This window comes from Streptomyces flaveolus (genome assembly GCF_000716535.1).
Lineage (GTDB): Bacteria > Actinomycetota > Actinomycetes > Streptomycetales > Streptomycetaceae > Streptomyces > Streptomyces flaveolus_A.
In genome coordinates this window covers 1-26,446 of the sequence record NZ_JNWV01000039.1, presented here as the reverse complement: position 1 = coordinate 26,446, position 26,446 = coordinate 1, and the positions used below count along the sequence as shown (strand labels likewise).

Annotated in this window: 24 protein-coding genes; 12 read left to right on the top strand and 12 right to left on the bottom strand. The window is 70.6% G+C overall.

What is annotated here, in order from left to right:
- The first annotated feature begins 112 nt into the window (after positions 1-112).
- The 3 genes from OO52_RS36605 (at position 113) to OO52_RS36595 (ending at position 4,014) form a co-directional block, all read left to right on the top strand.
- Positions 113-943, top strand: a complete 831-nt coding sequence (locus OO52_RS36605) for a hypothetical protein (RefSeq protein WP_158712603.1) — start codon at positions 113-115, stop codon at positions 941-943.
- The gene (locus OO52_RS36600) at positions 940-3,168 is read left to right on the top strand and encodes a DEAD/DEAH box helicase (protein ID WP_030652163.1); all 2,229 of its coding nucleotides are present in this window, start codon (positions 940-942) and stop codon (positions 3,166-3,168) included. The genes OO52_RS36605 and OO52_RS36600 overlap by 4 nt, the downstream gene beginning before the upstream one ends.
- Positions 3,169-3,288: 120 nt before the next feature.
- Positions 3,289-4,014 carry a hypothetical protein gene (locus OO52_RS36595; protein ID WP_030652161.1) on the top strand — a complete coding sequence of 242 codons (726 nt, stop codon included), beginning with the start codon at positions 3,289-3,291 and terminating at the stop codon, positions 4,012-4,014.
- 516 nt (positions 4,015-4,530) lie between these two features.
- On the opposite strand, the gene OO52_RS36590 is transcribed toward OO52_RS36595, so the two are convergent.
- Positions 4,531-5,571, bottom strand: a complete 1,041-nt coding sequence (locus OO52_RS36590; protein WP_030652160.1) for an NAD(P)-dependent alcohol dehydrogenase — start codon at positions 5,569-5,571, stop codon at positions 4,531-4,533.
- Between the two features lie 170 nt (positions 5,572-5,741).
- On the opposite strand from OO52_RS36590, the gene OO52_RS36585 reads away from it, so the two are divergent.
- Complete coding sequence (locus OO52_RS36585; RefSeq protein WP_030652157.1) at positions 5,742-6,650, top strand: helix-turn-helix transcriptional regulator; 909 nt, start codon at positions 5,742-5,744, stop codon at positions 6,648-6,650.
- Between the two features lie 69 nt (positions 6,651-6,719).
- On the opposite strand, the gene OO52_RS36580 is transcribed toward OO52_RS36585, so the two are convergent.
- The 5 genes from OO52_RS36580 to OO52_RS36560 all read right to left on the bottom strand — a co-directional run bounded on the left by OO52_RS36580 (position 6,720) and on the right by OO52_RS36560 (position 14,447).
- Positions 6,720-9,965, bottom strand: coding sequence for a S8 family peptidase (locus OO52_RS36580; RefSeq protein WP_234339856.1), 3,246 nt, complete (start codon positions 9,963-9,965; stop codon positions 6,720-6,722).
- 302 nt (positions 9,966-10,267) lie between these two features.
- Positions 10,268-10,951, bottom strand: a complete 684-nt coding sequence (locus tag OO52_RS36575) for an ABC transporter ATP-binding protein (RefSeq protein WP_030652152.1) — start codon at positions 10,949-10,951, stop codon at positions 10,268-10,270.
- Between the two features lie 119 nt (positions 10,952-11,070).
- On the bottom strand, positions 11,071-12,516 hold the full coding sequence (locus tag OO52_RS36570) for an ABC transporter permease (protein ID WP_030652149.1): 1,446 nt from the start codon (positions 12,514-12,516) through the stop codon (positions 11,071-11,073).
- A 111-nt stretch (positions 12,517-12,627) separates the two neighbouring features.
- Positions 12,628-13,875 (bottom strand): L,D-transpeptidase, encoded by a 1,248-nt coding sequence (locus OO52_RS36565; protein ID WP_030652146.1) that lies wholly within the window; start codon positions 13,873-13,875, stop codon positions 12,628-12,630.
- Between the two features lie 227 nt (positions 13,876-14,102).
- Positions 14,103-14,447: a hypothetical protein gene (locus tag OO52_RS36560; protein WP_196944368.1), complete on the bottom strand. Its 345-nt coding sequence runs from the start codon at positions 14,445-14,447 to the stop codon at positions 14,103-14,105.
- Between the two features lie 109 nt (positions 14,448-14,556).
- Between OO52_RS36560 and OO52_RS36555 the strand changes: the two genes are divergently transcribed.
- Together OO52_RS36555 and OO52_RS36550 are read left to right on the top strand one after the other, a co-directional pair.
- On the top strand, positions 14,557-14,883 hold the full coding sequence (locus OO52_RS36555; RefSeq protein ID WP_030652140.1) for an LAETG motif-containing sortase-dependent surface protein: 327 nt from the start codon (positions 14,557-14,559) through the stop codon (positions 14,881-14,883).
- A gap of 42 nt (positions 14,884-14,925) precedes the next feature.
- Positions 14,926-15,720 (top strand): hypothetical protein, encoded by a 795-nt coding sequence (locus OO52_RS36550; protein ID WP_231406430.1) that lies wholly within the window; start codon positions 14,926-14,928, stop codon positions 15,718-15,720.
- Positions 15,721-15,772: 52 nt separating this feature from the next.
- Here OO52_RS36550 and hutH read toward each other — a convergent pair whose 3' ends face one another.
- The 3 genes from hutH to OO52_RS36535 all read right to left on the bottom strand — a co-directional run bounded on the left by hutH (position 15,773) and on the right by OO52_RS36535 (position 19,521).
- Positions 15,773-17,311: a histidine ammonia-lyase gene (hutH, locus tag OO52_RS36545; protein ID WP_030652135.1), complete on the bottom strand. Its 1,539-nt coding sequence runs from the start codon at positions 17,309-17,311 to the stop codon at positions 15,773-15,775.
- Positions 17,312-17,399: 88 nt separating this feature from the next.
- Positions 17,400-18,542, bottom strand: a complete 1,143-nt coding sequence (locus tag OO52_RS36540) for a GGDEF domain-containing protein (protein WP_030652132.1) — start codon at positions 18,540-18,542, stop codon at positions 17,400-17,402.
- Positions 18,543-18,726: 184 nt separating this feature from the next.
- A complete protein-coding gene (locus tag OO52_RS36535) occupies positions 18,727-19,521 on the bottom strand; it encodes an enoyl-CoA hydratase/isomerase family protein (RefSeq protein ID WP_030652130.1) in 795 nt (264 codons plus the stop codon).
- 152 nt (positions 19,522-19,673) lie between these two features.
- Between OO52_RS36535 and OO52_RS36530 the strand changes: the two genes are divergently transcribed.
- Positions 19,674-20,291: a hypothetical protein gene (locus OO52_RS36530; protein WP_234337943.1), complete on the top strand. Its 618-nt coding sequence runs from the start codon at positions 19,674-19,676 to the stop codon at positions 20,289-20,291.
- Positions 20,292-20,316: 25 nt separating this feature from the next.
- Here the strand turns inward: OO52_RS36530 and OO52_RS36525 are convergent, their stop codons facing one another.
- Positions 20,317-21,441 carry an adenylate/guanylate cyclase domain-containing protein gene (locus OO52_RS36525; RefSeq protein ID WP_030652126.1) on the bottom strand — a complete coding sequence of 375 codons (1,125 nt, stop codon included), beginning with the start codon at positions 21,439-21,441 and terminating at the stop codon, positions 20,317-20,319.
- Positions 21,442-21,655: 214 nt separating this feature from the next.
- A complete protein-coding gene (locus OO52_RS36520; RefSeq protein ID WP_030652124.1) occupies positions 21,656-22,516 on the bottom strand; it encodes a biotin--[acetyl-CoA-carboxylase] ligase in 861 nt (286 codons plus the stop codon).
- Between the two features lie 110 nt (positions 22,517-22,626).
- On the opposite strand from OO52_RS36520, the gene OO52_RS36515 reads away from it, so the two are divergent.
- The 4 genes from OO52_RS36515 to OO52_RS36505 all read left to right on the top strand — a co-directional run bounded on the left by OO52_RS36515 (position 22,627) and on the right by OO52_RS36505 (position 25,344).
- Entirely contained in the window at positions 22,627-24,249 is a 1,623-nt protein-coding gene (locus tag OO52_RS36515; protein ID WP_030652121.1) for an acyl-CoA carboxylase subunit beta, read from the top strand.
- A gap of 23 nt (positions 24,250-24,272) precedes the next feature.
- Positions 24,273-24,482 carry an acyl-CoA carboxylase epsilon subunit gene (locus tag OO52_RS36510; RefSeq protein WP_030652117.1) on the top strand — a complete coding sequence of 70 codons (210 nt, stop codon included), beginning with the start codon at positions 24,273-24,275 and terminating at the stop codon, positions 24,480-24,482.
- A gap of 83 nt (positions 24,483-24,565) precedes the next feature.
- Positions 24,566-24,694, top strand: a complete 129-nt coding sequence (gene mmpB, locus OO52_RS54065; protein WP_267881564.1) for a morphogenic membrane protein MmpB — start codon at positions 24,566-24,568, stop codon at positions 24,692-24,694.
- A 32-nt stretch (positions 24,695-24,726) separates the two neighbouring features.
- Complete coding sequence (locus OO52_RS36505) at positions 24,727-25,344, top strand: Maf family protein (protein WP_030652114.1); 618 nt, start codon at positions 24,727-24,729, stop codon at positions 25,342-25,344.
- Here the strand turns inward: OO52_RS36505 and OO52_RS36500 are convergent.
- Positions 25,316-25,885: a hypothetical protein gene (locus OO52_RS36500; protein ID WP_199820006.1), complete on the bottom strand. Its 570-nt coding sequence runs from the start codon at positions 25,883-25,885 to the stop codon at positions 25,316-25,318. The two genes, OO52_RS36505 and OO52_RS36500, sit on opposite strands and share 29 nt — an antisense overlap.
- A gap of 378 nt (positions 25,886-26,263) precedes the next feature.
- Between OO52_RS36500 and OO52_RS36495 the strand changes: the two genes are divergently transcribed.
- Positions 26,264-26,446, top strand: a 183-nt coding sequence (locus tag OO52_RS36495) for a biotin carboxylase N-terminal domain-containing protein (RefSeq protein WP_030649997.1), incomplete at its 3' end; no start/stop codon positions are given.

Below are 26,446 nucleotides of genomic sequence, written 5' to 3'. Positions count from 1 at the left end.
CTTGCAAGGGACGCGCGAGATGCCCTGGTGTGGTCCAGAATGGTGTGCCACACCGCCGCAAGCCGGAGGCCGCAGCGGCGCGACGCGGACCGCACCAGACGGGGGGCGCACCGTGGACAGATCGTTCGCCGAGTACCGTGAGGTCGGCGCGGCTGACCCGTTACGGCAAGGTGACGTCCTGGAGGCCGTGGATCCAGGAGCGACGATGTGGCGGCGACACCTCCTCGTCATGACGGCCGACTGCGACTTCGCCCACGCCAAGCATCAGGGCCGCGTCACCTGCGTGCCGTTGCTCGCGGCGGAGGATTACCTCTCAGAAATGCAGATCCCCAAGATTCGGGCACGACTCGCCAAGCCGCAGTTGAGCGAGATACGTCAGATCTTCTCGAAGTACCCGGTTCCCACGATCAGCGACCGCCGGCTGCGGGAGTGGGCGAGCGAAGACGCACCCGCTGACATCGTCAAGGTGCTCGGGTTGCAGCAGGCGGACGCCAAGAAGGTCATGGCCGCTCTCAACGCCATCCGCATGATGGACACGCCGACGGACAACCTTGACGAGGGCATCCGTCTGCTGGTGGAGGCGCAACTCGTCGCCGCCAACCCGCCGAAGCGGGAGAACGCGGTGAAGCGGGTGATGGAAAAGCTGAGAGAACCCTACACACAGCCACCAGGTGACGCGCTGTTCCTGACTGCGATCGGCCCCGGGCAGGACGAGGGCTACTTCGCCTATCTCCGCCACATCGAGCAGATCTGGGAGCCCGAGATCTCGCTCGGGCCGGCCCACCGGGAGGTTACGTACCGCCGTATCTCACGCATGCGGGACCGGTTCGCGCATGCTCTCGTGCAGAGATTCGCGATGGTCTTCATGGCGATCGGGCTTCCTCAGCAGTACGAAGAACTTCGCGACCTCTATTCAGACCTCCTGGGGGGAAACCTCGCATGAAGCCCTTGGTCACGACCGTCCGTGCGCTGAGTGAGCTTGCAACCGGCCTGTCCCCTGAGGCCGTCTCGTCATCACCAGTCCTCTTCGCATTCAGCGCCGCGGAAGTGGACCTCCTGCTCGCCGCGGATGACGACGAAGGAGTCCAGCGCATCATCGTCATGCGCGAACAGAACACGAGGGAGCCCTTCGTCCCGGAGCATCTCGTCAGTCTGAGAAGAGACGTTCTGAGCCGGATGAAGAGTTTCGCCGAGCGAGCCAGGACTCCAGGACCGCTTTCCCTTCCGCGGCAGTGGCACCAGTACAAGTTCAACAACTACATAGCTTTCCGGGCGACGTCGAAGATCGACACCCATTCGAGCCGATGGATCACGGAAGTAGCTCCCGGTGATCGGGCCGACATCATCTTCTGGACGACCACCACGTCGGACAACAAATCGACGCTGGAAGAGTTCGACTCCCGGCGACCGCTGGCGCCCGATCTCGGCGCCGTCTGGCCACAGGCCGTCGCAGCCGCCCGGGAACACTTCGCACAGGTGCGCTCGCAGCCCGCCGATGTCGAGATGAGCCTTCCCGCACTCGAACAGTCGACGACCAAGGGCTGGACCTACCAGCAGTGGCTGGGGGCCATCAGCAAGGAGCAGCGTGCCTTCATCGACGCGGACACGGACAAGTCGATCCGGCTCCGCGGCCCGGCGGGATCCGGCAAGACACTCGCCCTGACGCTGAAGGCGATCCGGGAGATCCTCAAAGCCCGTGAAGCGGGAGGGGGTGTACGCGTTCTCATCGTGACCCATAGCTGGGCACTGGCTGCTCAGATCTCGGACTCCATCGACTCGATGGGTCTCGGTCTGCTGCACGAGATCGATGTCTTCCCCCTGCTCGAAATCGCCAAGATGATCTCTCCCCAGTACGTTCAGGACGTGTCCTCCGGGTTCAGTTTGATCGGAGAGGACAGCCTCAGCGGCAAACAGGCTCAGCTCGACGAGATCCAGGAGGTACTGGACGAATTCATCACCGGTGACTGGATCACCTACAGAGGGCGTGTGAGCGAAGGTCTTCGCACAAGGTTCGACTCGACAGACGACGCCGAACGGCGCGCGCTCGCCTGGGATCTACTCATCGAGTTCGGATCGGTCATCGGCGCTGCGGCCATCTTTCCGGGAGCGGGGTCGGATTTGCGGTACTTCCAGATTCCGCGCGCGTCCTGGATGCTGCCTCTCAACACACGGGAAGACCTGCGTGTCGTCTTCGAGTTGTACACCCGCTATTGGGCGAGTCTCGACGAGCGCTCACTCACCACGTCCGATCAGGTGCTCGCGGACTTCCTGATCCATCTGTCGACGAACACCTGGAATCGCGCACGCCGGGTCCAGGGCTACGACCTCGTGTTCGTGGATGAGTTCCACCTGTTCAGCCCGCTGGAGCGGCAAGTGCTCCACTACCTCACCCGTGACACGTCCGTCTACCCCCGCGTTTTCATGGCCATGGATCCTCGGCAGTCACCGTCCGAGGCCTTCATCGGTTTGGCTGCCGACGAAACCAGGTCGTCGAGTGGGGCGTCGGCGGACGACGGACTCGGCGACGTCACGAACTTCGAGCTCACGACGATCCACCGATTCACGCCGCAGATTCTCGAACTCATCAAGCACGTGCACTACGAGTTCCCGACCCTCAACCTCGGGCAGGAGTGGGACATCGACTTCACCCGAGTGGAGTCGGCCCAAGCGGACGGCTCCCTGCCGCGCCTGATCTCGGCGGCTTCCCGTACGGGCGAGGAGGACGACATCGTCCGCGCGGTGCAGGACCTGTACCCATCGGGCCGGCTGGCGCTCGCGGTGGTCGACTTCCGCCAGTGGCCGAGGTTCAGCAGGCTCGCGTCGCGGATCGGCCACTCCGGTAAGTTCCATGTGTCCACTGTCTCCGGTCGTTCCGACATCGAAGGTCTGGGATACCGGCGTCGGGGACTCGTCGTCGGGACGGCGGAGTACTTGGCGGGGCTTCAGTTCGACGCGGTGCTCGTAGCCGGCATACCGGATCTGAACACGTCCGCTCCGACCGCCAATGAACGCATCAGGTATCTGTCACTTCTGTACCTTGCGCTCAGCCGCGCACAAGGAGAGGTACGTGTCTTCGTCAACGAAGATGACGACGGCGGGGCGCCCGAGGTCCTTCTCCGGGCGATCAACAACCACCTGATGGAATTGGACCAGGGAAGTCGCGTCTAGCACGCCGTGCAGCCCGGGATGTCCGGCGGACGGCGGCTAATTCGGGCGACGGCTCCCGGTTCCGCACCGTAGATTCGCCCCTCGTGTCGAGAGGGATCGGCAAGGAGCGAAGGGGAGCGCATGGGCAGTCGGGTTTTTCTCGTCGGTGGGGGCTGGGACCACCCGGAGGTGTACGAGCCGTTCCTGCGGGAGCTGGGTGGTGAGCGGCGGGTCGGGTGTCTGATCCTCGACGAGGGGGACGGGGCCGCGCAGTTCGAGCGGTACACGGCGGCGCTGCGGAAGGCGGGGCCGCCGTGCACGCCGGTGCCGTTGCTCGTGCCGCTCGGCGGCCGGTTCGAGCCGGAGGCCGTGCTGGACGGGATCGACGGGCTGCTGGTGTGCGGTGGGCTCACGCCCGCGTACCAGGACGCGCTCGCGGACTGCCTGGAGCGGCTGCCGGCGCTGCTGGCCGCGCGCGGGATGCCGTACGCCGGTTTCTCCGCCGGTGCCGCCGTGGCCGCGCGGCGGGCCGTGGTCGGCGGGTGGCTGCTGGACGGGGTTCCGGTGTGCCCGGAGGAGACCGGGGAGGATCTGGCGGAGATCGAGGTACGGCCGGGGCTCGGCCTGGTGCCGTTCGCGGTGGACGTGCACGCGGCCCAGTGGGGCACGCTGGCGCGGCTGGTCGCGGCGGTCGCGCGGGGGGAGGCGCCGTACGGGGTGGCCGTGGACGAGAACACGCTGCTCACGGTGGGAGACGGCGAGGCCCGGGTGACGGGGGCCGGCCGGGTGCACGTGGTGCGGCCCGCCGCGGACGGCGGCGTGGTGGTGCGGGCCTACGGCACCGGGGACGGCTTCGGGGTGGAGTAGCGCGGGTGGGTCGGGCACCGCCGGCATGGCACCGCCGACGAGCCGGACGCGGCCGAGCAGGCCAGGCCGTGGCTCACCGGAAACCCGAACGGCTGGAGGCATGCGCGGGCGGTGAGGCCGGCCGGCTGTGTGGCGGGCCTGGTGCGGGCGGCGTGGGTCGCCCGGCCGCCGACGCCCGGGGACGGGAACGCGCCCGGGGACGTGCCCCCAGCCCAGGCACGGAACTCCGCCCAGGAACGGGCCCCCGGGAACGGAACGCCGCCCAAGAAATGGCCCCCCGGGAAGGAAACCCCACCTGGGTACGGGCCCCCGGCCCAGCAATGGAACCCCGCCCGAAAACGGGACCCCGCCCAGAAGCGGGACCCCACCCAAGCTCGGGTCAGCCGACGGTCGGACACCGGCCGCTGAGCCGCCGAACCTCAGCCACGGTCCACCGTCGGACACCAGCCGCTGAGCCGCCGAACCCCGGCCGGCCGCGCCCCCGCCCCGGCCCCGGCCCCGCCCCGGCCGACGGAGTCAGATCGTGGCCGCGTCGATCACGAAGCGGTAGCGGACGTCGCTCGCCAGTACCCGCTCGTACGCCTCGTTGACCTCGGCCGCGTCGATCAGCTCGATCTCGGCGCCGATGCCGTGCTCGGCGCAGAAGTCCAGCATCTCCTGGGTCTCGCGGATGCCGCCGATCATGGAGCCGGCGAGCGTCTTGCGGCCGCCGATCAACGAGAAGAGGTTGAACGCGATGGGCTCCTCGGGGGCGCCCACGTTGACCAGGGCGCCGTCCGTCTTCAGCAGTGACAGCAGGGCGCCGAAGTCCATCGGCGCGGACACGGTGGACACGATCAGGTCGAAGGTGCCGGCCAGCTCCTCGAAGGTCTTCGGGTCGCTGGTGGCGTAGTAGTGGTCGGCGCCCAGCTTGAGGCCGTCGTCCTTCTTGCGCAGGGACTGGGAGAGGACCGTCACCTCGGCGCCCATGGCGTGCGCGATCTTGACGGCCATGTGGCCGAGACCGCCGAGGCCGACGACCGCGACCTTCTTGCCGGGGCCCGCGTTCCAGTGGTTCAGCGGCGAGTACGTGGTGATGCCGGCGCAGAGCAGCGGCGCGGCGACGTCCAGGGAGAGCCCGTCGGGGATGCGGACGACGTAGTTCTCGTCGACGACGATCTTCTCGGAGTAGCCGCCGTAGGTGGGCCGGCCGTCCTTGCCGACGGCGTTGTAGGTGCCGACCAGGCCGTTGAGGCAGTACTGCTCCTCGCCTCGCAGGCAGTTCTCGCACTCGCGGCAGGAGTCGACCATGCAGCCGACCCCGACGCGATCGCCGACCTGGAACTTGGTCACGCCGGGGCCGACCTCGGCGACCACGCCCGCGATCTCGTGGCCGGGGACCATCGGGAAGATCGCCTCGCCCCAGCCCTCGCGGGCCTGGTGGATGTCGGAGTGGCAGATGCCTGAGAACTTGATGTCGATCAGGACGTCGAACTCGCCGACCGCGCGTCGCTCGATGGTCGTCCGCTCCAGCGGGGCCTTCGCGGCGGGCGCGGCGTACGCAGCAACAGTGGTCATGCCGGGATCTCCTAGCGGGGGATTCCGCGCCCGGCTGCCTTACTGCCGGGCACGGCGTCGAGCCTGCCGCGCGAGGAGCCGTCCACCCAGACCACGCCTTTGCGTACGACCGCCGTGCCTACCACCGGCGGGGTCAGGCTCGGGGGCCTACGACCAGGAATACTGGACGTATGGACAGCAGGGACGAGCAGCCGGACGCAAGCGTGGCCACCGGCCGGCCCCTGGACCGGCGGGCGGAGCTGAGCGAGTTCCTGCGCAGCCGGCGGGCCCGGCTGAAGCCCGAGGACGTGGGACTGGCCGACTTCGGACGGCACCGCCGGGTGCCGGGGCTGCGCCGCGAGGAGCTGGCGCAGCTCGCCGGGGTGTCGGTGGCGTACTACACCCGCCTCGAGCAGGGCAACGGCCGGAACGTCTCGGCCGAGGTGCTGGACTCGATCGCCCGGGCGCTGCGGCTGACGGACGCCGAGCACGCGCACCTGACCCACCTGGCCAAGCCGAAGACGCTCAAGAAGAAGCCGGTGGCACGGCAGCAGCAGGTGCGGGCGGTGCTGCGGCACCTGCTGGACACCATGGACGGCGTACCGGCCTACGTCGTGGGCCGGCGCTCGGAGATCCTCGCCTGGAACCGGATGGCGGCGGCCCTCTTCGGTGACTGGGGGAAGCTGCCGCCCGGTGAGCGCAACTGGGCGCGGCTGGTCTTCCTGCGCCCCGAGTACCGCGAGCTGTTCGTCGACTGGGAGCAGAAGGCGATCGACATCGTGTGCGCCCTGCGCATGGACGCGGGCTGCGATCCGGACGACGCGCGTCTGTCGGCTCTGGTGGGTGAGCTGTCCGTCAAGAGCGGGGAGTTCCGCCGGCTGTGGGCCACGCACGACGTCAAGGAGAAGAGCCATGGCGTCAAGTACCTGCACCACCCGCTGGTGGGCGATCTGGCTCTGAACTTCGAGAGCTTCCGCCTGACGGACGGCTCGGAGCAGTCCATGGTCACCTATCACGCCGACCCGGACTCCGCCTCCGCGGACTCCCTGCGTCTCCTCGCCAGCTGGGGCGCCGACGCGACCCGCACGGCAACGCGATGAGGGGTGCACCGGAGGCTTTCCTCCGGTGCACCCCTCGTCAAGGAGCGTTGCGGTCCACCGCGCTGCGGCCTACTTGCCGAAGTACGCGTTGTAGATCGTGATCGCCGACGTGTTGCCCTTCTTGTCGGTGATGTTGGCGCGGAACGAGATCGCCTTGTTCTTCGCCGGGTTCTTGACGGTGATCTTGCCGTTCTTGACGGTGACCTTCTTGAAGTTCTTGCCGTCGTAGGAGACGTAGACGGCGAGGGACTTCAGGTTGCCGCCGGCGGCGGAGCCCTCCACGGTGACCGGGAAGGTGACGGTCTTGCCGGCCGTGACACGGCTGTCGAGGCCGGTCGTGGCGCCGAAGTGCAGCGCCGAGGCGGGGAGCTGGACGAAGTCCGCCGGCTTCTTCGAACGGAAGGTCCAGGCCGCGTCGATGCGCGTCGAGGCCTCCGACACCTTCGCGGACCGCTTGACCGAGGTGGTCAGCTTGTAGGCGGCGTCACCGGCCGGCACCTTGAAGGTCTTCTCACCGAACAGCGGGTCGGTGTTCGAGCCGACCTTGGTGCCGTTGCGGTACAGCGTGGTGTTCGCCGAGGTGAACACCGAGGACCCGGCGTGCTTGCCGGAGTCGGCGAACAGCGGCAGCGAACCGAAGATCTCGTTGCCGTCGCGGAACAGGCCGTAGTCCTTGTTGAGGTGCGGGCCGAAGACGGCGGTGTTGACCGTCTTGGAGTAGGTCTGGCCGCCCTTGAAGGTGAACGGGCCGAGCCCGTAGCCGGCCTCGGGGACCGGGAAGCCGTCCTGGTCGACCCCGCCGTTCTGCTGGAATTCCAGCTCCCACTTCACGCCGCCCGTGGCGGACAGGTGCAGGGTGCGGGTGCCGGGCAGCTTCTGCGGGATGCCGATGGAGGAGGCGCCGGTGCTGCCGGGCAGCCAGCCCACCGCGTCGATCGTGCCCTTCTTGCCGCTCGCCGCCGCGCCCAGCCGGGCCTTCACCGTGGCGAGTTCGCTCGCCTTGTAGTGCTTGGTGAAGCCGGTGGCGAGCTGCTTGACGGCGCCGCCGGAGGTGACGTCGTACTCCTCGGTCGCGCCCTTGCTCCAGTGGCCGTCCCACTGCTGCCACAGCGTCCCGGCGGGCAGCTGCGGGCCCAGGTGGGCGGTGTGGAAGTTCTTGTACGAGTCGAGGAACCAGCCGTAGCCGTACTGGCCGTCGCCGATGGTGACGTCGTACTCCGGCGAGGCGAACTCGGACTTCACGCCCGAGGCCGGAACGGTGATGTCCACCGGCTTGGCCTTGCGCGCGTCGATGGTGATCGTCTGCTTCTTGTCGACGGTCAGCTTCGGCTGCGCGATCCAGTCGATGCCCTTGGACGAGTCCTGGGGGTCGCCGTACAGGGAGGTGTTGAGGATGTACGTGCCCTTGGGCGCGCGCACCTTCACCGTGCCGGACTTGTCGTACGGGTTCAGCCAGACGCCGTTGGCCAGGCCCGCCACGCCGCTGACGTCGGCGCTGTAGTACGGGGCCGGCTTGCCGTCGCGGCCGATGAACTTCAGGGTGAGGTCGTACGACTCCACCTCGCGCTGCACAGCGGCGGCCGTGCGGACGGTCTGGCCGCCGCCCGTCGCCGTGACGTACGCCGAGTAGGCGCCGTCGACGGTGCCGCCCAGCTTGGTGTCGACGGTGAAGTCGGCCGAGGCCGTGCCGTGCGCCGGGACGGTCACCGTCGTCGCGCCGAGCTTGAAGAAGCCGGCCGGGGCCGCCGCGCCCTTGGGGTTGGTGGCGGTGCTGCTCAGGGTGAGCGTGACGTCCTTGTCGCCGAGGTTGCGGTACGTCAGCTTCTTGGTGACGGGCTTGTCGTCGGTGTGCGGCCACTGCTGCACGCCGAAGCTCACCGACACCGGGTCGGCGACGATCGACTGCTTGATGGCCTTGTCGACCTGGATGCGGCCCGAGCCCTGCTGGAACGGGGTGTACTTGCCGCCCTTGGTGGAGCCGGTCAGGGCGCCCTTCAGCTCGGCGTAGCCCCAGTCGGGGTGCTCCTGCTTCAGGATGGCGGCGGCGCCCGCGACGTGCGGGGTGGCCATCGAGGTGCCGGAGATGGTCAGGTAGCCCTCGGGCTTCTCGCCGACCTCCTCGTCGATGACGCTGCCCTTGGCCGCGGCGGCGGTGATGTCCACGCCCGGTGCGGTGACGTCCGGCTTGATGGCGCCGTCGCCGGCGCGCGGGCCGGTGGAGGAGAAGTCGGCCAGCTTGTCCTTGTCGTCGACGGCGCCGACGGTGAGCGCGGCGTCCGCGCTGCCCGGCGAACCGATCGACTGGGGGCCCTCGTTGCCCGCGGCGATCGCGAACAGGATGCCCTTCTCGGCGGAGAGCTTGTTGACCTCGGCTTCGAGCGGGTCGACCTCGGGGGTGTCGTAACCGCCGAGGCTCAGGTTGATGACGTCGGCGCCCTGGGAGGCCGCCCACTCCATGCCGGCGAGGATGCCGGAGTCGTCACCGGAGCCGGTGTCGTCGAGGACCTTGCCGTTGAGGAGCTTGGCGTCCGGGGCCACACCCTTGTACTTGCCGCCCGACTTGGCGCCGGTGCCGGCCACGATGGAGGCGACGTGCGTGCCGTGCCCGAAGTGGTCGGTGGCGTCGGCGGCGGGGGTGAAGTTCTTGGACTCGATCACCTGGTCCTTGAGGTCCGGGTGGCTGGTGTCCACACCGGTGTCCAGGACGGCGACCTTCACGCCCTTGCCGGTGTAGCCGGCGGCCCACGCGGTGGGGGCGCCGATCTGCGGCACGGACTTGTCGAGGGCGGCCTTGCGGACGCCGTCGAGCCAGACGTGCGCGATGCCGGAGGCCGTCCGGTCGCCGTTGGTGACGGCGTCCCACAGTTCGGCGGTGTCCTCGACCGGCGTCTGCACGGCGTCTGCGTTGAGCGCCTTCAGGCTGCGGCGCAGGGTGCCCGCGTCCCGGACGTCGGCCTTGGCGGCGGTCGCGGAGCCGCGGTAGCCGACGATGACCTTCAGGCCGTTCTTCTGAGCCTTGCGGGTGGCGGCCTTGTTCAGCTCGGTGATGTCGAACAGGCGCTGGTCCAGCGTGCCGGAGGCGACCAGGTGGGCCGCGTCGGCGGGGATGACCAGCGTGTGTCCGGAGGCCTTGCGGACCTGGAAGGGTATGTGCTCGCGGCCCTTGGCCCGCTCCAGACCGACGACACGGCCCTTGGCGTCGAGGGCGACGCGGTCACCGGTGATCAGGGTGACGTGGTGCTTGGCGGCGGCCTTCGAGGCGGCGGTGGCCGCCACCGAGGCGCGTCCGGGCTTCGCCGACGCCGGGCTGGTCATACCCGCTGCGAGGGCGACTGCTGCGGCCGTTGCCACGGTGGCCGCAGCCGCTCTTTTCACTTGTCTGCGCAAGTTCTCCCCCTGGAGATGAAGTACCGGGCGAATTCCCCATTCACCCGGTCGGGGGTGGACTCGCACGTATGCACGTCAACCCCCCGGAGCACGCAGTATGCCGGGGGGTGATCAGTGGGCTCAATAGATGAGAGGACGGTGAGAAAGCGCGCCCGGAAACTGTTACGCGGCGTCCGGGACACCGTTACACAACCGCGAAGTGCGCCGCGACCGGCCTGTGTTATGCGCCGTCACGTGGCCGCGTTCTCCTTCACGGTGATCTTCCCCTTGCGCAGTGTGGCCAGGCGCGGAGCCTTCTTCGCCAGCGTGGAGTCGTGGGTGACCATGATGAAGGTCAACTCGTGCTCCTTCCACAGGCGTTCGAGTACGTCCATGATCTCGTCCCGCATCCCCTCGTCCAGGTTGCCGGTCGGCTCGTCGGCCAGCAGCACCTTGGGCTTCTTCACGACGGCCCGTGCGATGGCGACGCGCTGCTGCTGCCCGCCGGACATCTCGCCGGGTAGGTGGCCGAGGCGCTCGCCCAGACCGACGGACTTCAGTGCCTCCGCGGCGAGTTCACGGCGTTCCTTCACCTTGATGCCGAGGGGGACGAGGGCGGTCTCCACGTTCTCCTGGGCGGTGAGGGTGGGGATGAGGTTGAAGGACTGGAAGACGAAGCCGATGCTCTCGCTGCGGACCTTCGTCAGCCGGGCCTCGCTCAGCCGGGCCAGGTCGGTGCCGTCCAGGAAGACTTGGCCGGAGGTGGGACGGTCGAGTCCGCCGAGCATCTGCAGCAGCGTGGACTTACCGCCGCCGGTGGGGCCCTGGATGACGAGCCTGTCCCCGTCGGGGATGGTGAGGTCGATGCCGTCGAGGGCGTGGACGGTGTCCTTGCCCCGGGTGTAGCGCTTGGTGACGTCGTTCAGTTCGTACATGGTGGCTCCGGGATCTGTTCGGGTTGGTCGCGCGCTCGTCCGGGCCGGCGGTCCGTGGGGGCTGGGCGCGCGGTTCCCCGCCCCCTGGGCCGCACCGGCCGGCCCGCCGGGAAGCCGGCCTACTCCACCCGCCTCAGCGCGTCCGCCGGGCGCAGCCTGGACGCCCGCCAGCCGCCGAACGCGCCCGCGATCAGGCCGCCCGCCACCGCGAGGCCCACCGCCAGGACGATCGTCGTCACGCTCACCGGGGCCGTGAGGGCCACTTCCAGGGTCTTCGCGGTCCGGCGGCCGGGACCGCCCGGGAAGCCGGTGCCGCCGCCGAAGCCGCCACCGGTGCCGCCGCCCAGCTCGGCCTGGAGGCCGGGGCTGATGGCGGTGACGGCGTACGCGCCCGCCAGGCCGAGGGCGATGCCGAGGGCACCGCCGACCAGGCCGTTGACCACGGCCTCGCCGACCACCTGCCGGGTCACCCGGCCCGACCGCCAGCCCAGCGCCTTGAGCGTGCCGAACTCGCGGACCCGCCGGGAGACCGCCGAGGAGGTGAGCAGGCCGGCGACCAGGAACGCGGCCGCCAGTACCGCGATGGACAGCCACTTGCCGACGCTGGTGGCGAGGGAGGAGGCCGTGGACAGGGAGCCGGAGACGGTGTCCGCGAGGTCGGCGGAGGTGGTGACCGTCGTACCCGACACGTTCTTCCGGATCGCCGACTTGACGCTGTCGATCTTCTTCGAGTCGGCCGCCTTGACGTAGATCGTGGTGACCTTGTCCTTGGCGTCGCCGAGGCTCTGGGCCTGCTTCAGCGGGATGTACAGGTTGGCGGCCGCGTCACCGCTGTCGGCGGTGGCGATGCCGATCAGCGTGAACTTGACGCCCTTGATGGTGACGGTGGATCCGACCTCGTACTTCTTCTCCTTGGCGTAGGCGGAGTCCGCCACGACGACCTTGGCGTCCGTCTCCGTCGCCTTGAACGTGCGGCCGCTGGTGATCTTGGAAGAGGTCAGCGGGCCGAGGCCGGGCTTGGTGACGTCGGTGCCGTACACGGAGTAGTTGTTGACGTCGAAGTCGGCGCCGCCGCCCTTGACCTCACCCTGCGGCCGGCCGTTCTCGCCGCCCCGCTGGAAGCCGCCGCCGCTGCCGTCCTGCTGGAACTGACCCCGCGTGAACTGGCCGCTGACCTTGAGGACCTGGAGGCTCAGCCCGCCGACCGCGTCAGCGACGCCGGACTGCGAGCCGACCTTGGTCACCGTGGAGGCCGACAGGGTCTGGAAGCCCTGCACCATGACGCGGTCGCTGCTCTGGGCGGAGTCGTCGCCGTCGTTCTGCGCGTCGAACCGGAAGCGGGGCCGCTGGGCGTCGCCGGTGGACGCCGACGCCGCCTTGGTCACCGTCATGTCGGTCCCCAGCCCGTACAGCGACTGGAGCACCTTGTCCTGGGCCTTGCCCATGCCGTTGGACACGGAGTTGACCACGATGACCAGCGCGATGCCCAGCGCGAGGCCGGAGGCGACGACGAGGGCCGCCTTTCTGCGGCGGCGCAGTTCGCGCCTCAGGTAGGTGAAGAACATGGCCGCAAGCTAGGTACGGACCGTGATGGCGCCATAAGGCGGGCATAAAAGAAGCATGAAAACACCGGTGCCGCCCCTGGGGGCGGCACCGGTACGGCGGGTGAGGGAGCGTCAAACGGCCGAGCCGGCCTTCCACTGCGCCCAGTCCATGTTCCAGCCGTTGAGGCCGTTGTCCGGCGAGACGGTCTTGTCGCCGGTGTTCTGGACGACCACGACGTCACCGATCAGCGTGTGGTTGTAGAACCAGGCCGCCGGCGTGCTGGGGTCGTTGGCACCCTTCTTGTCCTGGAGGCCGACGCAGCCGTGGCTGGTGTTCACGTTGCCGAAGACCGAGGGGGCGCCCCAGTAGTTGCCGTGGATGAAGGTGCCCGAGTTGGTCAGGCGCATGGCGTGCGGCACGTCCTTGATGTCGTACTCGCCCTTGCCGTCGTCGTCGGTGAAGCCGACCGTCGCGCCGTTCATCCGGGTCTCCTTGAACTTCTCGGAGATCACCATCTGGCCCTCGTACGTCTTGTTCTCGGGCGAACCGGCGGAGATCGGTATGGTCTTGACGACCTTGCCGTCCTGCGTGATCTTCATCTGCTTGGTCTGCGCGTCGACGTACGAGACCTGGTTGCGGCCGATGTGGAAGGTGACCGTCTTCTGCTGGACGCCGTAGACGCCGCTGGCGCCCTGGACGCCGTCGAGCGCGAGCTTCAGGGTGACGGTGGAGCCTTCCTTCCAGTACTCCTCCGGGCGGCAGTCCATGCGGTTGGCGTTGAACCAGTGGCAGGCGACCTCCTGGCCGCTGCTGGAGCTGACCGTGATGCCCTTCTGCACGGCCGCCTTGTTGGTGATCGCCTTGTCGAAGTTGATCGACACCGGCATGCCGACGCCGACCGTGGCGCCGTTGTCCGGGGTGAAGGTGCCGATGAAGCTGTTGGCCGGGGAGACGGTGGTGAAGGACGCGTTCTCGTGGGCTATGCGGCCCTCGGAGTCCTTGGCCTCCGCGGCGAGCTTGTAGGTGGTGGAGCGCTCCAGCTGGACGGTGGGCTTCCAGCTCTTCTTGTCGGCGGACAGCTGGCCGGCGACGGTCTTGCCGTCCTGGCCGGTCATCGTGACGGTCGTGAGCGTGCCCTTGCGCACGGTGACGGTCGCGGAGTTGTTGATCGAGGCGTTGTTGGAGCCGTCCTTGGGCGTGATCGTGATCTGCGCCTCCGACGACTTCTTGGCCGCCGCCTCGTCGGCCTTGGCCTGCGAGGTGTCATTGCCGCCGGAAGTGGCGCCGGCGTCGCCGCCGGAACACGCCGTCAGCACCAGCACGCCACCGAGCAGAGCGGACGCGGCCGTCAGGCGCCTGCGCCGCTTACTGTCCGTCATCACAAACTTCTCCATCGTTGCCGAGTCGCGATAACCCCGAGAGTCCCCGCCAAGAGCCTTCAACGCTACGGCCGGTCAGTCCCGTTCCCCAGCCCGTCGGCCTGTGGGGCATCCCACGTCCGCGATCGCGGACGTGGGGGTGGTGCGGGAGTCGGTCCGTGCGTCCCCTGGGACGACGAAACCCCGGACGGCGGTTGCCGTCCGGGGTCCTGGGTGCCCCGCGACGCTCAGCCGATGCCGTCCTCTTCCTCGTCGTCGCCCCCATCATCCTCGTCCAGGTCCCAGTCGGGCGAATCGGGGTCGTAGTCGACCCGCTCGCTGGACCAGGACGCCTGCTGGAGTTCCACTCCGGGCACGTGGCTGACCAGGTCGAACGGGTCCACGAGATACGCCAGGGCCTCCGCGGTGTCTTCCGTCACAGCGGCCTCGGCCTGGGCCCGTTCCCCCTCCGGCAGCTCCGGGTCCTGGGCGATCCGGCGCAGCGCGGCCTTGGCCACCTCGTCGTCGTCCTGTACTTCCAGCACCAGCTCCACGCGAAGCCGCACAAAACGTGATGTCTCTTCTGTGCTCATGGCGGGAGCGTACGACCGAAACCTCCCGTGACTTTCCTGTGACCCGCGCCTTTCACTAACATCGCCCCACACGGCCAATTCGCCAGCGTCACAAGGGGATCGATATTCCGTGTCATCCGCTCGCCGTCCGCTGCTGACCGCCACCGCCGCGGGCACCCTGCTGTGCGCCCTGTGGTTCGTCCCGTCCGCGAACGCCTCGCAGGACGCTCCGGCACGACAGGCGGCGCACACGTCCGCGCCGACGCAGGTCACGCAGGCCAGAGCGGTGACGGTGGCGACCGCCGAGGGGGCGGACCGGGTGACGGCCGAGGAGACCGAACTGGCCGACACGGGAAGCTTCGACACCACGCCGTACGTCGTCGGCGGCAGCCTCTTCCTCGCCGTGGGTGCCGGATTCGTCGTGTATTCGGTGCGCCGGGAACGCCTGGGCTTTTAATCGTCCTTGACGAAACTTTGACAGCCCGCTCATAGTTCGCTCATGAAGAGATCATCGGGCGTGCGGCTGTGCGCCACCGCAGCTGTGAGCGCGCTGTCGCTCGCCCTCATCACGGGCTGTGGCGACGGGGGGTCGAAGGACTCCGGGGACGCCAAGGGCTCGGACGCGGCGAAGCCGGCCGCGAAGGCGCTCAGCGCCGCCGAACTGAAGAAGCTGATCATCGCCAAGGGCGAGGTGCCCGGGTACGAGGTGGGCCCCGTCGAGGGCGGTGTCCCCGACCGCGGCAAGGTGACGTCCGACGACGCCAAGTGCGAGCCGGTACTCCAGGCGTTCACCGGCATCGCGCCCGGTGAGCCGGCGGCGAACACCAGCCGCATGGCCACGGAGGACAAGAAGGACCCCACGGACGACGCCACGTCCCTGGACGACCTGGCCGACGGCAAGTTCGAGGACGCGATCAACGAGTCCATGGACCTGGACGTCACCGTGGTCACGCTGGCCTCGTACGACGGCGACGGCGCCGAGCAGGCCCTGAAGTCGGTCTCCGACGCGGTCAAGGCCTGCGCGGGCGGCTTCTCCGGCGAGCAGGACGGCGAGAAGGGCAAGTTCACGAAGATCGCCGAGGAGAAGTCCTCGGGCACCGGTGACGCGTCGGTGGCCTTCACGGCGACCAACGACGCGGGCAAGGACGGCTCCCTGCCGCTGCACGCCGAGGTCGTGCGGCACGGGAACACCCTCGCCACGTACACCACCATCAACATCGGCGCGATGATGAGCAAGAAGGCCTACACGGTCTCCGCTCCGGTCGTGAAGGCGCAGGCCGCCAAGCTGAAGTGACGTTCCGTCATAGCGTTCGGGGGCCCCGGCAGCTGCCGGGGCCCCCGCGTGTTCACCGGAGCGGGCCGGTGACCTTCTCCACGGCCGCCACGAGCTCACCGCCGCGCACGAACGCGTCGGCCGCGGCCAGGTCGGGCGCCAGGAACCGGTCCGGACCAGGTCCCTGCACACCCGCGGCCCGGACGGCCTCGATGACCGCCTGGGAGGCGGGCGCCGGGGTGAGGCCCTCGCGCAGTTCCACGGCGCGGGTGGCCGCGTACAGCTCGATGGCGATGACCCGGGTGAGGTTGTCCACGGCGGTGCGCAGCTTGCGCGCGGCCGACCAGCCCATGGAGACGTGGTCCTCCTGCATGGCGGAGGACGGGATGGAGTCCGCGGAGGCCGGTACGGCGAGCCGCTTCAACTCGCTGACCAGCGCCGCCTGCGTGTACTGGGCGATCATCAGACCGGAGTCCACGCCGGCGTCGTCGGCGAGGAACGGCGGCAGGCCGTGGCTGCGGTTCTTGTCCAGCAGCCGGTCGGTGCGGCGCTCGGCGATGGAGCCGAGGTCGGCGGCGGCGATGGCGAGGAAGTCCAGGACGTAGGCCACGGGAGCGCCGTGGAAGTTGCCGTTGGACTCCACGCGCCCGTCGGGCAGGACGACCGGGTTGTCCACGGCGGAGGCCAGCTCGCGCTCGGCGACCAGACGGGCGTGCGCGAGGGTGTCGCGGCCGGCGCCGGCGACCTGCGGGGCGCAGCGCACCGAGTAGGCGTCCTGGACGCGCGGGGCGTCGTCCTGGTGGTGCCCGGTGAGCTGGGAGCCCTTGAGCACCGCGAGCATGTTCGCGGCGGAGGCGCCCTGGCCCGGATGGGGCCGTATGGCGTGCAGCTCGGGCGCGAGCACCTTGTCGGTCCCGAGCAGCGCCTCCAGGGTGAGGGCGGCGGTGACGTCGGCGGACTTGTAGAGGGTGTCGAGGTCGGCGAGGGCCATGATCAGCATGCCGAGCATGCCGTCGGTGCCGTTGAGGAGGGCGAGGCCCTCCTTCTCGCGCAGTTCGACGGGGGCGATCCCGTGCTCGGCGAGCAGCTCGCCGGCGGGCCGGACGGTGCCGTCCGGGCCCTCCGCCTCCCCCTCTCCCATGAGGGTGAGGGCGCAGTGGGACAGCGGGGCCAGGTCGCCGGAGCAGCCGAGGGAGCCGTACTCGTGCACGACCGGGGTGATCCCGGCGTTCAGGACGTCGGCCATGGTCTGCGCGACCTCGGGCCGCACACCGGTGTGCCCGGAGCAGACGGTCTTCAGGCGCAGGAACATCAGGGCCCGCACGACCTCGCGCTCCACCCGGGGGCCCATGCCGGCGGCGTGCGAACGGACGATGTTGCGCTGTAGCTGGGCGCGCAGTTCCTGGCTGATGTGCCGGGTCGCCAGGGCGCCGAAGCCGGTGGAGACGCCGTAGACCGGGTCGGGCTTGGCCGCGAGGGCGTCCACGATCTCCCGGGCCGCCGCGAGGGCCGCCACCGCCTCCGCCGACAGCTCGATGCGGGCACCGCCGCGCGCCACGGCGAGAACGTCGGACGCCGTGACACCGGACGTCCCCACCACCACAGTGTGCATATCCATATTCAGGAGCGTACGCATTGAATGCCTTGGTGTCACTAGTGGGGACCGGGAGAGACCCTTACCGCGCGGTGTGGGCTTCGCCTCACGGACGGCGTCCGCGGAACCGGCGCCGCTCGGCCCGCGCGGGCGGCGGCGCGTCGGCCAGCCGCACGACCGGGTCCTCCGGCCCCTCCCGCCCGGCCACCACCGGCCGGTCCAGGCGCAGCGCCTTGGCCCGGTACTGGGCGGCGTCCGCGAGCCGGAACAGCCGGCGGGCGTCCCGCACCTCCCCGATCGCGTCCTCGGTCGAGGCGACCCCGCAGGCGACCCCCTCCCCCGGCTCCAGTTCCCCGGCCCGCCGGCACAGTTCGTCGGCCGCCTTCACCACGTCGTCGGCGGGCGGGCCGACCGCGAGCAGACAGAACTCGTCCCCGCCGAGCCGTGCGGCCAGCGCGCCCGGCACCATCGCGCCGCACAGCGACAGCACCGAGCCGAAGCGTTCGAGGAGGCGGTCGCCGACGGCGTGCCCGAGGGTGTCGTTGACCCGCTTGAGCCCGTTGAGGTCGCAGACGACCAGGCTGACGACCACGCCCTCCGCCCGGTGCCGCTCCACGGCCTCCTCCAGGCGTACGTCCACGGCACGGCGGTTGGCCAGACCGGTGAGGGCGTCGGTGAACGCGAGCCTGCGGGCCTCCTCCAGCCGCTCGGTCTGCGCGATGCCCGCGGCCACGACGGCGGCGAGGACGGTCGCGAAGTCGGCGTCGGCCCGCGCGAAGAGGGGCTCGCCGACCGCCCGCGCCACGTACAGCTCGCCCCAGGCCCGGCCGTGCAGGACGACGGGGGCGACCACGCAGCAGCCGCGACCGCGCCGGCGCAGGGCGGCGACCCGCTGGTGGAAGTAGCCGGGGGTGCCCTTCGCCGTGCCCCCGGCCGTCTCCACCCAGGCGTTGGGACCGCCGCCGCCCGCCCACCGCTCGTGCAGGAACTCGGTGATCTCCGGGAACTGGTGCACCGGGTAGGTCTCGGCCTCCGGGAACTCCTCCTCGTCCGGGGCACGGTCGCCCACGTTCACGAGGACCCGGAGCCGGCCGAGTTCGCGTTCCCACACGGACAGCGCGGCGAAGCTGCCGTCCAGCGCGTGACAGGCGCCCAGAGCGGCGGCCTGCCAGCACTCCCGCGGGGTGTGCGCCGCCGCCATGCCCTGCGCCAGCGCCACGACTGCGGCCAGCCGCTTGTCCTCACCCATTACTCCAGGTTAGGGAGGAATGAGGGTTTTGCGTGCATGGGTGCGGCGATCAGGTGGAATGTGCGGCTACCGGCCCGGCGCCGCGGGCCGTTGCCGGGAGCGGGTACGGGCGCGCGGTCGCCGGTCGCCGGTCGCCGGTCGCCGGTCGCCGGTCGCGCAGTGTCCCGCGCCCCTTCGGGAGCCCCTACTCGCCCGGCCACTCCGGCTTGCGCTTCTCGTTGAACGCCGCCACCCCCTCCGCCCGGTCGCCCGAGAAGGCCACCGAGCGCCAGGCCGCGTCCTCCACCTCCAGTCCGGCCCGCAGGTCCAGCCCGTGCCCCAACCGCAGCGCCCGCTTCGCCGCCCGCAAGCCCACCGGCGAGTTCCCGGCGATCCGCTCGCCCAGTGCCAGCGCCTCCTCGCGGTCCCGGCCGGGCTCCACCAGCCGGTCCACCAGACCCAGTTCGGCCGCCTCCGCCGCCTCGACCCGCCGCGCGGAGAAGATCAGCTCGGCCGCGCGGGCCGCGCCGACCCGCCGGGGCAGCAACTGGGTGCCGCCGCCGCCCGGGATCACACCCACGGACACCTCCGGCAGCCCCACCACGGCCGTACGGTCGGCCACGATCAGGTCGCAGGACAGCGCCAGCTCGAATCCGCCGCCCAGCGCGAAGCCGTGCACCGCCGCGATCGTCGGCATCGGCAGCTCCAGCACGCCGGTGTACGCCCCGCGCGCCACCGGCCGCTGCCTTACCAGGTCGGCGTCCGTGAAGGAGTTCCGCTCCTTCAGGTCCGCCCCCACGCAGAACGCCCGTTCGTGCGACGAGGTCAGGACGACCACGCGGGCGTCCCGGTCGGCGGAGAGCGCGGCGCACGCGCCCGCGAGGGAGCGGGCCATCTCCGTGGAGACCGCGTTCATCGCCTTGGGCCGGTCCAGCACCAGCTCCGCGACGTGCCCGTGCCGCCGCACCAGCACGAACTCCCCGAACCGCTCCTCGCTCATGACACCCTCCGGTTAACGCGGGTTAACTGCCGTCGGCCCGATCATCGCAGCCGTGTCCCGTCCCGTGAAGTCCAGGGGGCTACACCCGTTCGAGTGACATCCCACCCTTCTTCGCGCACACCGCCCACACGAGCGCATAGCGTGCGGGACCCATGACACCGATACCTGCACACTCCGACGCGGAGCAGGAACGCGCGCCGGAGCGTACGCCGGGAGTACGGCGCGGTCGGCATCGCAAGCCCCGGCCGCGCAAGGTGCTGCTCGCCGCCGGCGGCCTCGCCCTGGCCGCGGGCGTGCTCAGCCTGGTCCGGGCCGCCCCGGACTCGACGGTCGGCGCCCCCGGCACGGCGGAGGCCGAGCCCCGGCTCGACCCGGGCGGCGGGCCCACGGACCGCACCGCCAACACCGCGGCCACCATCGCCGCCGCCCCCACCGCGCTGCCGTCCGCGACCTCCGCCATGGGCGGCAGGAGCCTCGCGCCCACACCCGCCGGATCCCCGGTCCGTACGGCACCGGGCCCGGGCACCGCCACGACGACGCCCGGCGACACCGCCGTACCGACCGCCCTGCCGAGCCGGACCCCGGGTCCGCCGAGCGCCACCAGCCGGCCGCCCGCGCCGGCGACGTCCGCCCCGCGCCCCGCCCCGGCGACCCCCACACCGACCCCGACCCCCACCCCGAGCCACGGCCCGGCGGAGCCCGGTCCGGGCGGGGTGTGCGTACCGGTGATAGGGCTGTGCGTGGACCTGTTCGGCGGCCGGGACGGCTAGGGCCTGCCCGTCCGGCCGCGGGCGGCTACGACTGGCCGTCGCGGCGCATGAGCAGCCACGGCTCGACGACGCCGAGCCCGCGCACCGGGCGCTGCCACATCGGCTGGAGCGCGAAGCGGTACACCGGTGGGTCCTCGCCCTCCTTCTCGGCCGCCGCCGCGGCCTCCGCCGCCTCCGCCTCCGAGGCGGGCGCCTCGCCGCTGCGGATCAGCTCCTCGGCGAACGCGCTGTCCACGAGGACGGCGTCGCGCGGCGCTATCGAGGTCAGCCGGGAGGCCAGGTTCACCGTCGTGCCGAACACATCGCCCATGCGGGTGGTCACCGTGCCGAACGCCATGCCGACCCGCAGCTCGGGCATGGTCTCGTCGTTCGCCAGCGTCTCCACCAGCCGCAGCGCGATGTCCGCGGCCACGCCGGCGTCGTCCGCCGCGTACAGCACCTCGTCGCCGAGGGTCTTGATGAGCCGGCCGCCGCGCGCCGCCACCAGGTCGGCGGCGGTCGTCTCGAACGCCTCGACCAGCTCGCCCAGCTCCTCCTCCTCCATGCGGCGGGTGAGCCGGGTGAAGCCGACCAGGTCGGCGAAGCCGACGGCGAGCCGCCGGTCGACCATCTCCTCGTCGTCGGCGGTCTGGACGACCCGGCCCGCCGACGCGGCGAGCTGGCGCCGCCAGACGTAGACGAGGAACTCCTCCAGCTCGGGCAGGAGCAGCTCGACGATCGGGTACGTCACCTCGGTGCGGGTCATGCCCGGCTCCGGGGGCTCGGTCAGGCCCTCCAGGAATGAGTCGATCTGCCATTCCGCCAACCGGGCGGTGGTCTGCCCGGTGGACCGGGCCACCTGCACGGCCATGGCCTCGCTGAGCAGTCCCGCCTCCACCAGGCCGGCGAGGCGGCGCAGGGCCAGCACGTCGGCCTCGGTGAGGGCCTTGGCCTGGCCGATGTCCGCGAAGCCCATCGCCCGCCAGAACCGGGACGCCAGCTCCATGGAGACGCCGGCGCTGCGGGCGGCCTGGAACGGGGTGTAGCGGCGCTCGGCGCCCAGGATGAGCTGTTCGAGACGCAGGGCCAGCGGGTCATCGCCGGTCTCGGGGGCGTGGGGGTCCACCCGGCCGTCCCCGCCAGCGCCGGAGCCCGTGTCGTCGACGGTCACGCCTGCTGCCCTTCCGATCTGCCGCGGTCAGGTATCGACCGGCCTCAACTCTACGGCAGGTGTGCGCCAGCTCACTCCGTTGGGTTGGGCCGACGGCACGCGCTCCCGGCACCGGTCGAGCGAACCGGCGTGGTCCGACGGCGCGTGATCGCCGTGCCCGGCTGCGGCTCCATTGTGGCTGGTCGCGCGGTTCCCCGCGCGCTTTCGGTGCGCTCTACGCCGGCCGCAGGTGGACGATGTCGCCCGCGCCCACCGGCTCCTGCACCCCGTCCTCCGTGGCGATGATCAGCCGCCCGTCGCCGTCCAGCGCCACGGCCTCCCCCACCACCGAGCGGTCGCCCGGGAGCTCGGCCCGCACCATGCGCCCGAGGGTCGCGCAGCCCGCTGTGTACGTCTCCTGGAGCCGGCTCGCCGAGGGATCGCCCCCCGCGGCCCGCCAGCGCCCGTACCAGCCCTCCAGCGACCGCAGCACCGCCCGCAGCAGCGGGTCCCGGTCCGTACCCAGCGCACCGGCGAGGGCCAGGGAGCCCGCCTGCGGGACCGGCAGCTCGTCCGCCCTGAGCGAGACGTTGATGCCGACGCCGATGACGACGCCGTCGTCGCCGGCCCGCTCGGCGAGGATGCCCCCGGCCTTGCGTTCCTCCCCGCCCACGGTCACCAGCAGGTCGTTGGGCCACTTGAGCGCCGTGTCGACGCCCGCCGCCCGGGACAGCCCGGTCGCCACCGCCACGCCCGTCAGCAGCGGCAGCCACCCCCAGCGGGCCACCGGCACCTCGGTGGGCTTGAGCAGGACCGAGAAGAACAGACCCGACCGCGGCGGAGCCGTCCAGCGGCGGTCCAGCCGGCCCCGGCCCGCCGTCTGCTCCTCCGCCACCAGGACCGCGCCCTCGTCGGCGTTCCCGGCGGCGGCCAGGGCGGCCAGGTCGGAGTTGGTGGAACCGGTCCGCTGCACCACCTCGATGTCGCAGTACAGGCCCTCCTCCCTGACCAGCCCACGGCGCAGGGCGGCGCCGTTCAGGGGCGGACGGTCCAGGTCGGACCAGCGGCTGTCGTCTGATGGATTCTGCGGCGTCATGCAAGCCACCCTAGGTGTGGTAAACGACGCACTGCTGATCCGCAGGCCCGCCACTAGTCTACGGATGAGTAACCGTCCCCCCTTTTGAGCAGGCAGGGAGCCGCATCCCGATGTCCGAGCCGGAAGAGCGTCACGAGATCCAAGAGATCGACATCCACACGACCGCGGGGAAGCTCGCGGATCTCCAGCGCCGCATCCACGAGGCGACGCACGCCGGCTCGGAGCGCGCCGTCGAGAAGCAGCACGCCAAGGGCAAGCTGACGGCGCGTGAGCGGATCGAACTGCTGCTCGACGAGGGGTCGTTCGTCGAGCTGGACGAGTTCGCCCGGCACCGGTCGACCAACTTCGGGCTGGAGAAGAACCGCCCGTACGGGGACGGCGTCGTCACCGGCTACGGCACGGTCGACGGCCGCCCGGTCGCGGTCTTCTCGCAGGACTTCACCGTCTTCGGCGGCGCCCTCGGCGAGGTCTACGGCCAGAAGATCGTCAAGGTCATGGACTTCGCCCTGAAGACCGGCTGCCCGGTCATCGGGATCAACGACTCCGGCGGCGCCCGCATCCAGGAGGGTGTCGCCTCCCTGGGCGCGTACGGCGAGATCTTCCGGCGCAACACCCACGCCAGCGGTGTCATCCCGCAGATCTCGCTCGTCGTCGGGCCCTGCGCGGGCGGCGCGGTCTACTCGCCCGCCATCACCGACTTCACGGTGATGGTCGACCAGACCTCGCACATGTTCATCACCGGTCCGGACGTCATCAAGACCGTCACCGGCGAGGACGTCGGCTTCGAGGAGCTGGGCGGCGCCCGCACCCACAACACCGCCTCCGGCGTGGCCCACCACATGGCCGGGGACGAGAAGGACGCCATCGAGTACGTCAAGCAGTTGCTGTCGTACCTGCCGTCCAACAATCTGTCCGAGCCCCCGGTCTTCCCGGAGGCGGCGGACCTCTCCCTCAGCGACGAGGACCGCGAGCTGGACACCGTCGTACCGGACAGCGCCAACCAGCCGTACGACATGCACACGGTGATCGAGCACGTGCTGGACGACGCCGAGTTCTTCGAGACGCAGGCCCTGTTCGCGCCGAACATCCTCACCGGGTTCGGACGGGTCGAGGGCCACCCGGTCGGTGTCGTCGCCAACCAGCCGATGCAGTTCGCCGGCTGCCTCGACATCACGGCGAGCGAGAAGGCCGCCCGTTTCGTGCGGACCTGCGACGCCTTCAACATCCCGGTGCTGACCTTCGTGGACGTGCCGGGCTTCCTGCCGGGCGTCGACCAGGAGCACGACGGCATCATCCGGCGCGGCGCCAAGCTGATCTACGCCTACGCCGAGGCCACCGTCCCGCTGATCACCGTGATCACCCGCAAGGCCTTCGGCGGCGCCTACGACGTCATGGGCTCCAAGCACCTGGGCGCCGACCTGAACCTGGCCTGGCCCACCGCCCAGATCGCCGTCATGGGCGCGCAGGGCGCGGTCAACATCCTGCACCGCCGCACGATCGCGGAGGCGGAGGCGAGCGGCGAGAACCCCGAGAACGCGGAGGCGGTGCGCGCCCGGCTGATCCAGGAGTACGAGGACACCCTGCTCAACCCCTACGTCGCGGCCGAGCGCGGCTACGTCGACGCGGTGATCATGCCGTCCGACACCCGCGCGCACATCGTCCGGGGGCTGCGTCAGCTGCGCACCAAGCGGGAATCCCTGCCTCCGAAGAAGCACGGCAACATCCCCCTCTAGGCCCGCGGACCCTGGGAGCGGTCATGAACATCAAGGTTGTACGAGGCAACCCGACCCCGGAGGAGCTGGCCGCCGCACTGGCGGTGGTCCGCGCCCGCGCCGCGGCGGCAGCGGCGACGCCGTCCGGCGCGGACCGCCCGAGGGACGCGTGGTCCGACCCGTCCCGGATCGCGGCCCACCGCGTACCCCGGCCGGGCCCGACGTCCTGGACCCGCACCTACTGGCCGAGCTGAGGGATCGCGGGAACCACACCCGGGCGCGAACTTGAGTAGCCGTACTCAGGCGCCCTCCCCGGCCGAAGCCCCACGCTGGTGGAGTGCTGTGGTCAGACCCGGAGAACGAGCCGCCGAAGGACCTGCGCGACGCGCAGGACATGCTTCGGCGGCTCGGTCTTCTCGTGGCCCTGGCCATGGTGCTGTTCATGATCATCAGCGGCCTGAGGTGAGCCGAACGGCGCATCCTGACTAACCTGACCGCATGACTGCCAAATGCCGCAGGCGACTCGTGCTCGCCTCCCAGTCCCCCGCCCGGCTGGCCCTGCTCCGGCAGGCCGGCCTCGCCCCCGAGGTGATCGTGAGCGGCGTCGACGAGGACGCCGTCACCGCGCCCACCCCGGCGGAGCTGGCCCTCGCCCTCGCCGAGGCCAAGGCGAGCGTCGTGGCGGCGAAGCCGGAGGTGCGGGGCGCCCTGGTGATCGGCTGCGACTCGGTGCTGGAGCTGGACGGGCAGGCGCTCGGCAAACCGGCCGACGCCGAGGAGGCCACCGCCCGCTGGAAGGCCATGCGCGGGCGGGCCGGAGTGCTCCAGACGGGTCACTGCGTCTGGGACACGGAGGCCAAGCGGTACGTGTCGGCGACCGCCTCCACCGTCGTCCGGTTCGGCGAGCCCAGCGACGAGGAGATCGCCGCCTACGTGGCCTCCGGGGAGCCGCTGCACGTCGCCGGCGCGTTCACCCTGGACGGCCGTTCGGCGCCGTTCATCGAGGGCATCGACGGCGACCACGGCAACGTGATCGGCATCAGCATGCCCCTGGTCCGCAAGCTCCTCGCCGAACTGGGCGTGGGCATCACGGAGTTGTGGGCACCGGAGCGGTGATCTGGGCGGGGACCGAGTCCTGCGGCTCGTCGTCCCCGTCCTGCGGCTCGTCCGTACGGCTCACCGGCGCGCCCGCGCCCACGGGAGCCGCGCCCGGCTCCGCCCGCGCGGCCGGTCCGGCGTCCTCCCCGGGCGTGCCGCCGGGTGCCGTGCCCTCCGGGCCACCCGCGCGGTCGTACGTCATCAGGAGCAGCACGATCAGCCCGAGTACGACCACCATGAACAGGAACGCCGTCCAGCCGACCAGGCCCCAGGCGAAGGCGCCGAGCAGGCCGTGCACCACGGCCGCGCTGATCAGCAGGACGCGGCCGAGACCCGCCGGGGCGCGGTCACGTATCGCGACCAGCGCGGCCACCAGCGCGCACAGCGCGAAGTAGAGGCCGAAGACCACTCCGCCGATCTTCGAGGACATCGACATGACGTCCGGGTCGAGGCCGGCCAGGGACATGTCCTGCCGGTCGACGACCACTCCGAGGAACCAGTTCAGCGCGGCGATGAAGACGGCCTCCGCGAGGAGGACGACCGCCACGACCCCTGCCACCGGTCTGCGCACCACCGGTCCCACCCACTCTCACACCAGCAGCCTGTTACCCCAGGTACGTTCAAGACAGCGCGAACGCTACTAACGGGTAAACCCAGGGACAAGGGTTCGGGCGCCGGCAAAGAATCATTGGGCCATTCGTAGGGACTCGACAAAGAATCCGAGTGGGCCGCAGCACGCCTTCACAGAGACCTTGGCCACATGGCAGGGCTAGGGTTTTCCGCAGGAGTCCTGCGTACCGAGGTGCGACATGGGCTTTCGCGGGTCGAGCGGGCCTCGTATCACGCTCCGTGTGGGCAAGCTCACCACAGGGGACGGGTCGAAGTGCCGTGTCGGCAGTCCCTAAACTCGGCTTGTTTCAAGGAGGGAGCCTCAATCGTGCGCAAGGTGCTCATCGCCAACCGTGGCGAAATCGCTGTCCGCGTGGCCCGGGCCTGCCGGGACGCCGGGATCGCGAGCGTGGCCGTCTACGCCGACCCGGACCGGGACGCTCTGCATGTCCGCGCCGCGGATGAGGCGTTCGCCCTGGGCGGTGACACCCCGGCCACCAGCTACCTGGTC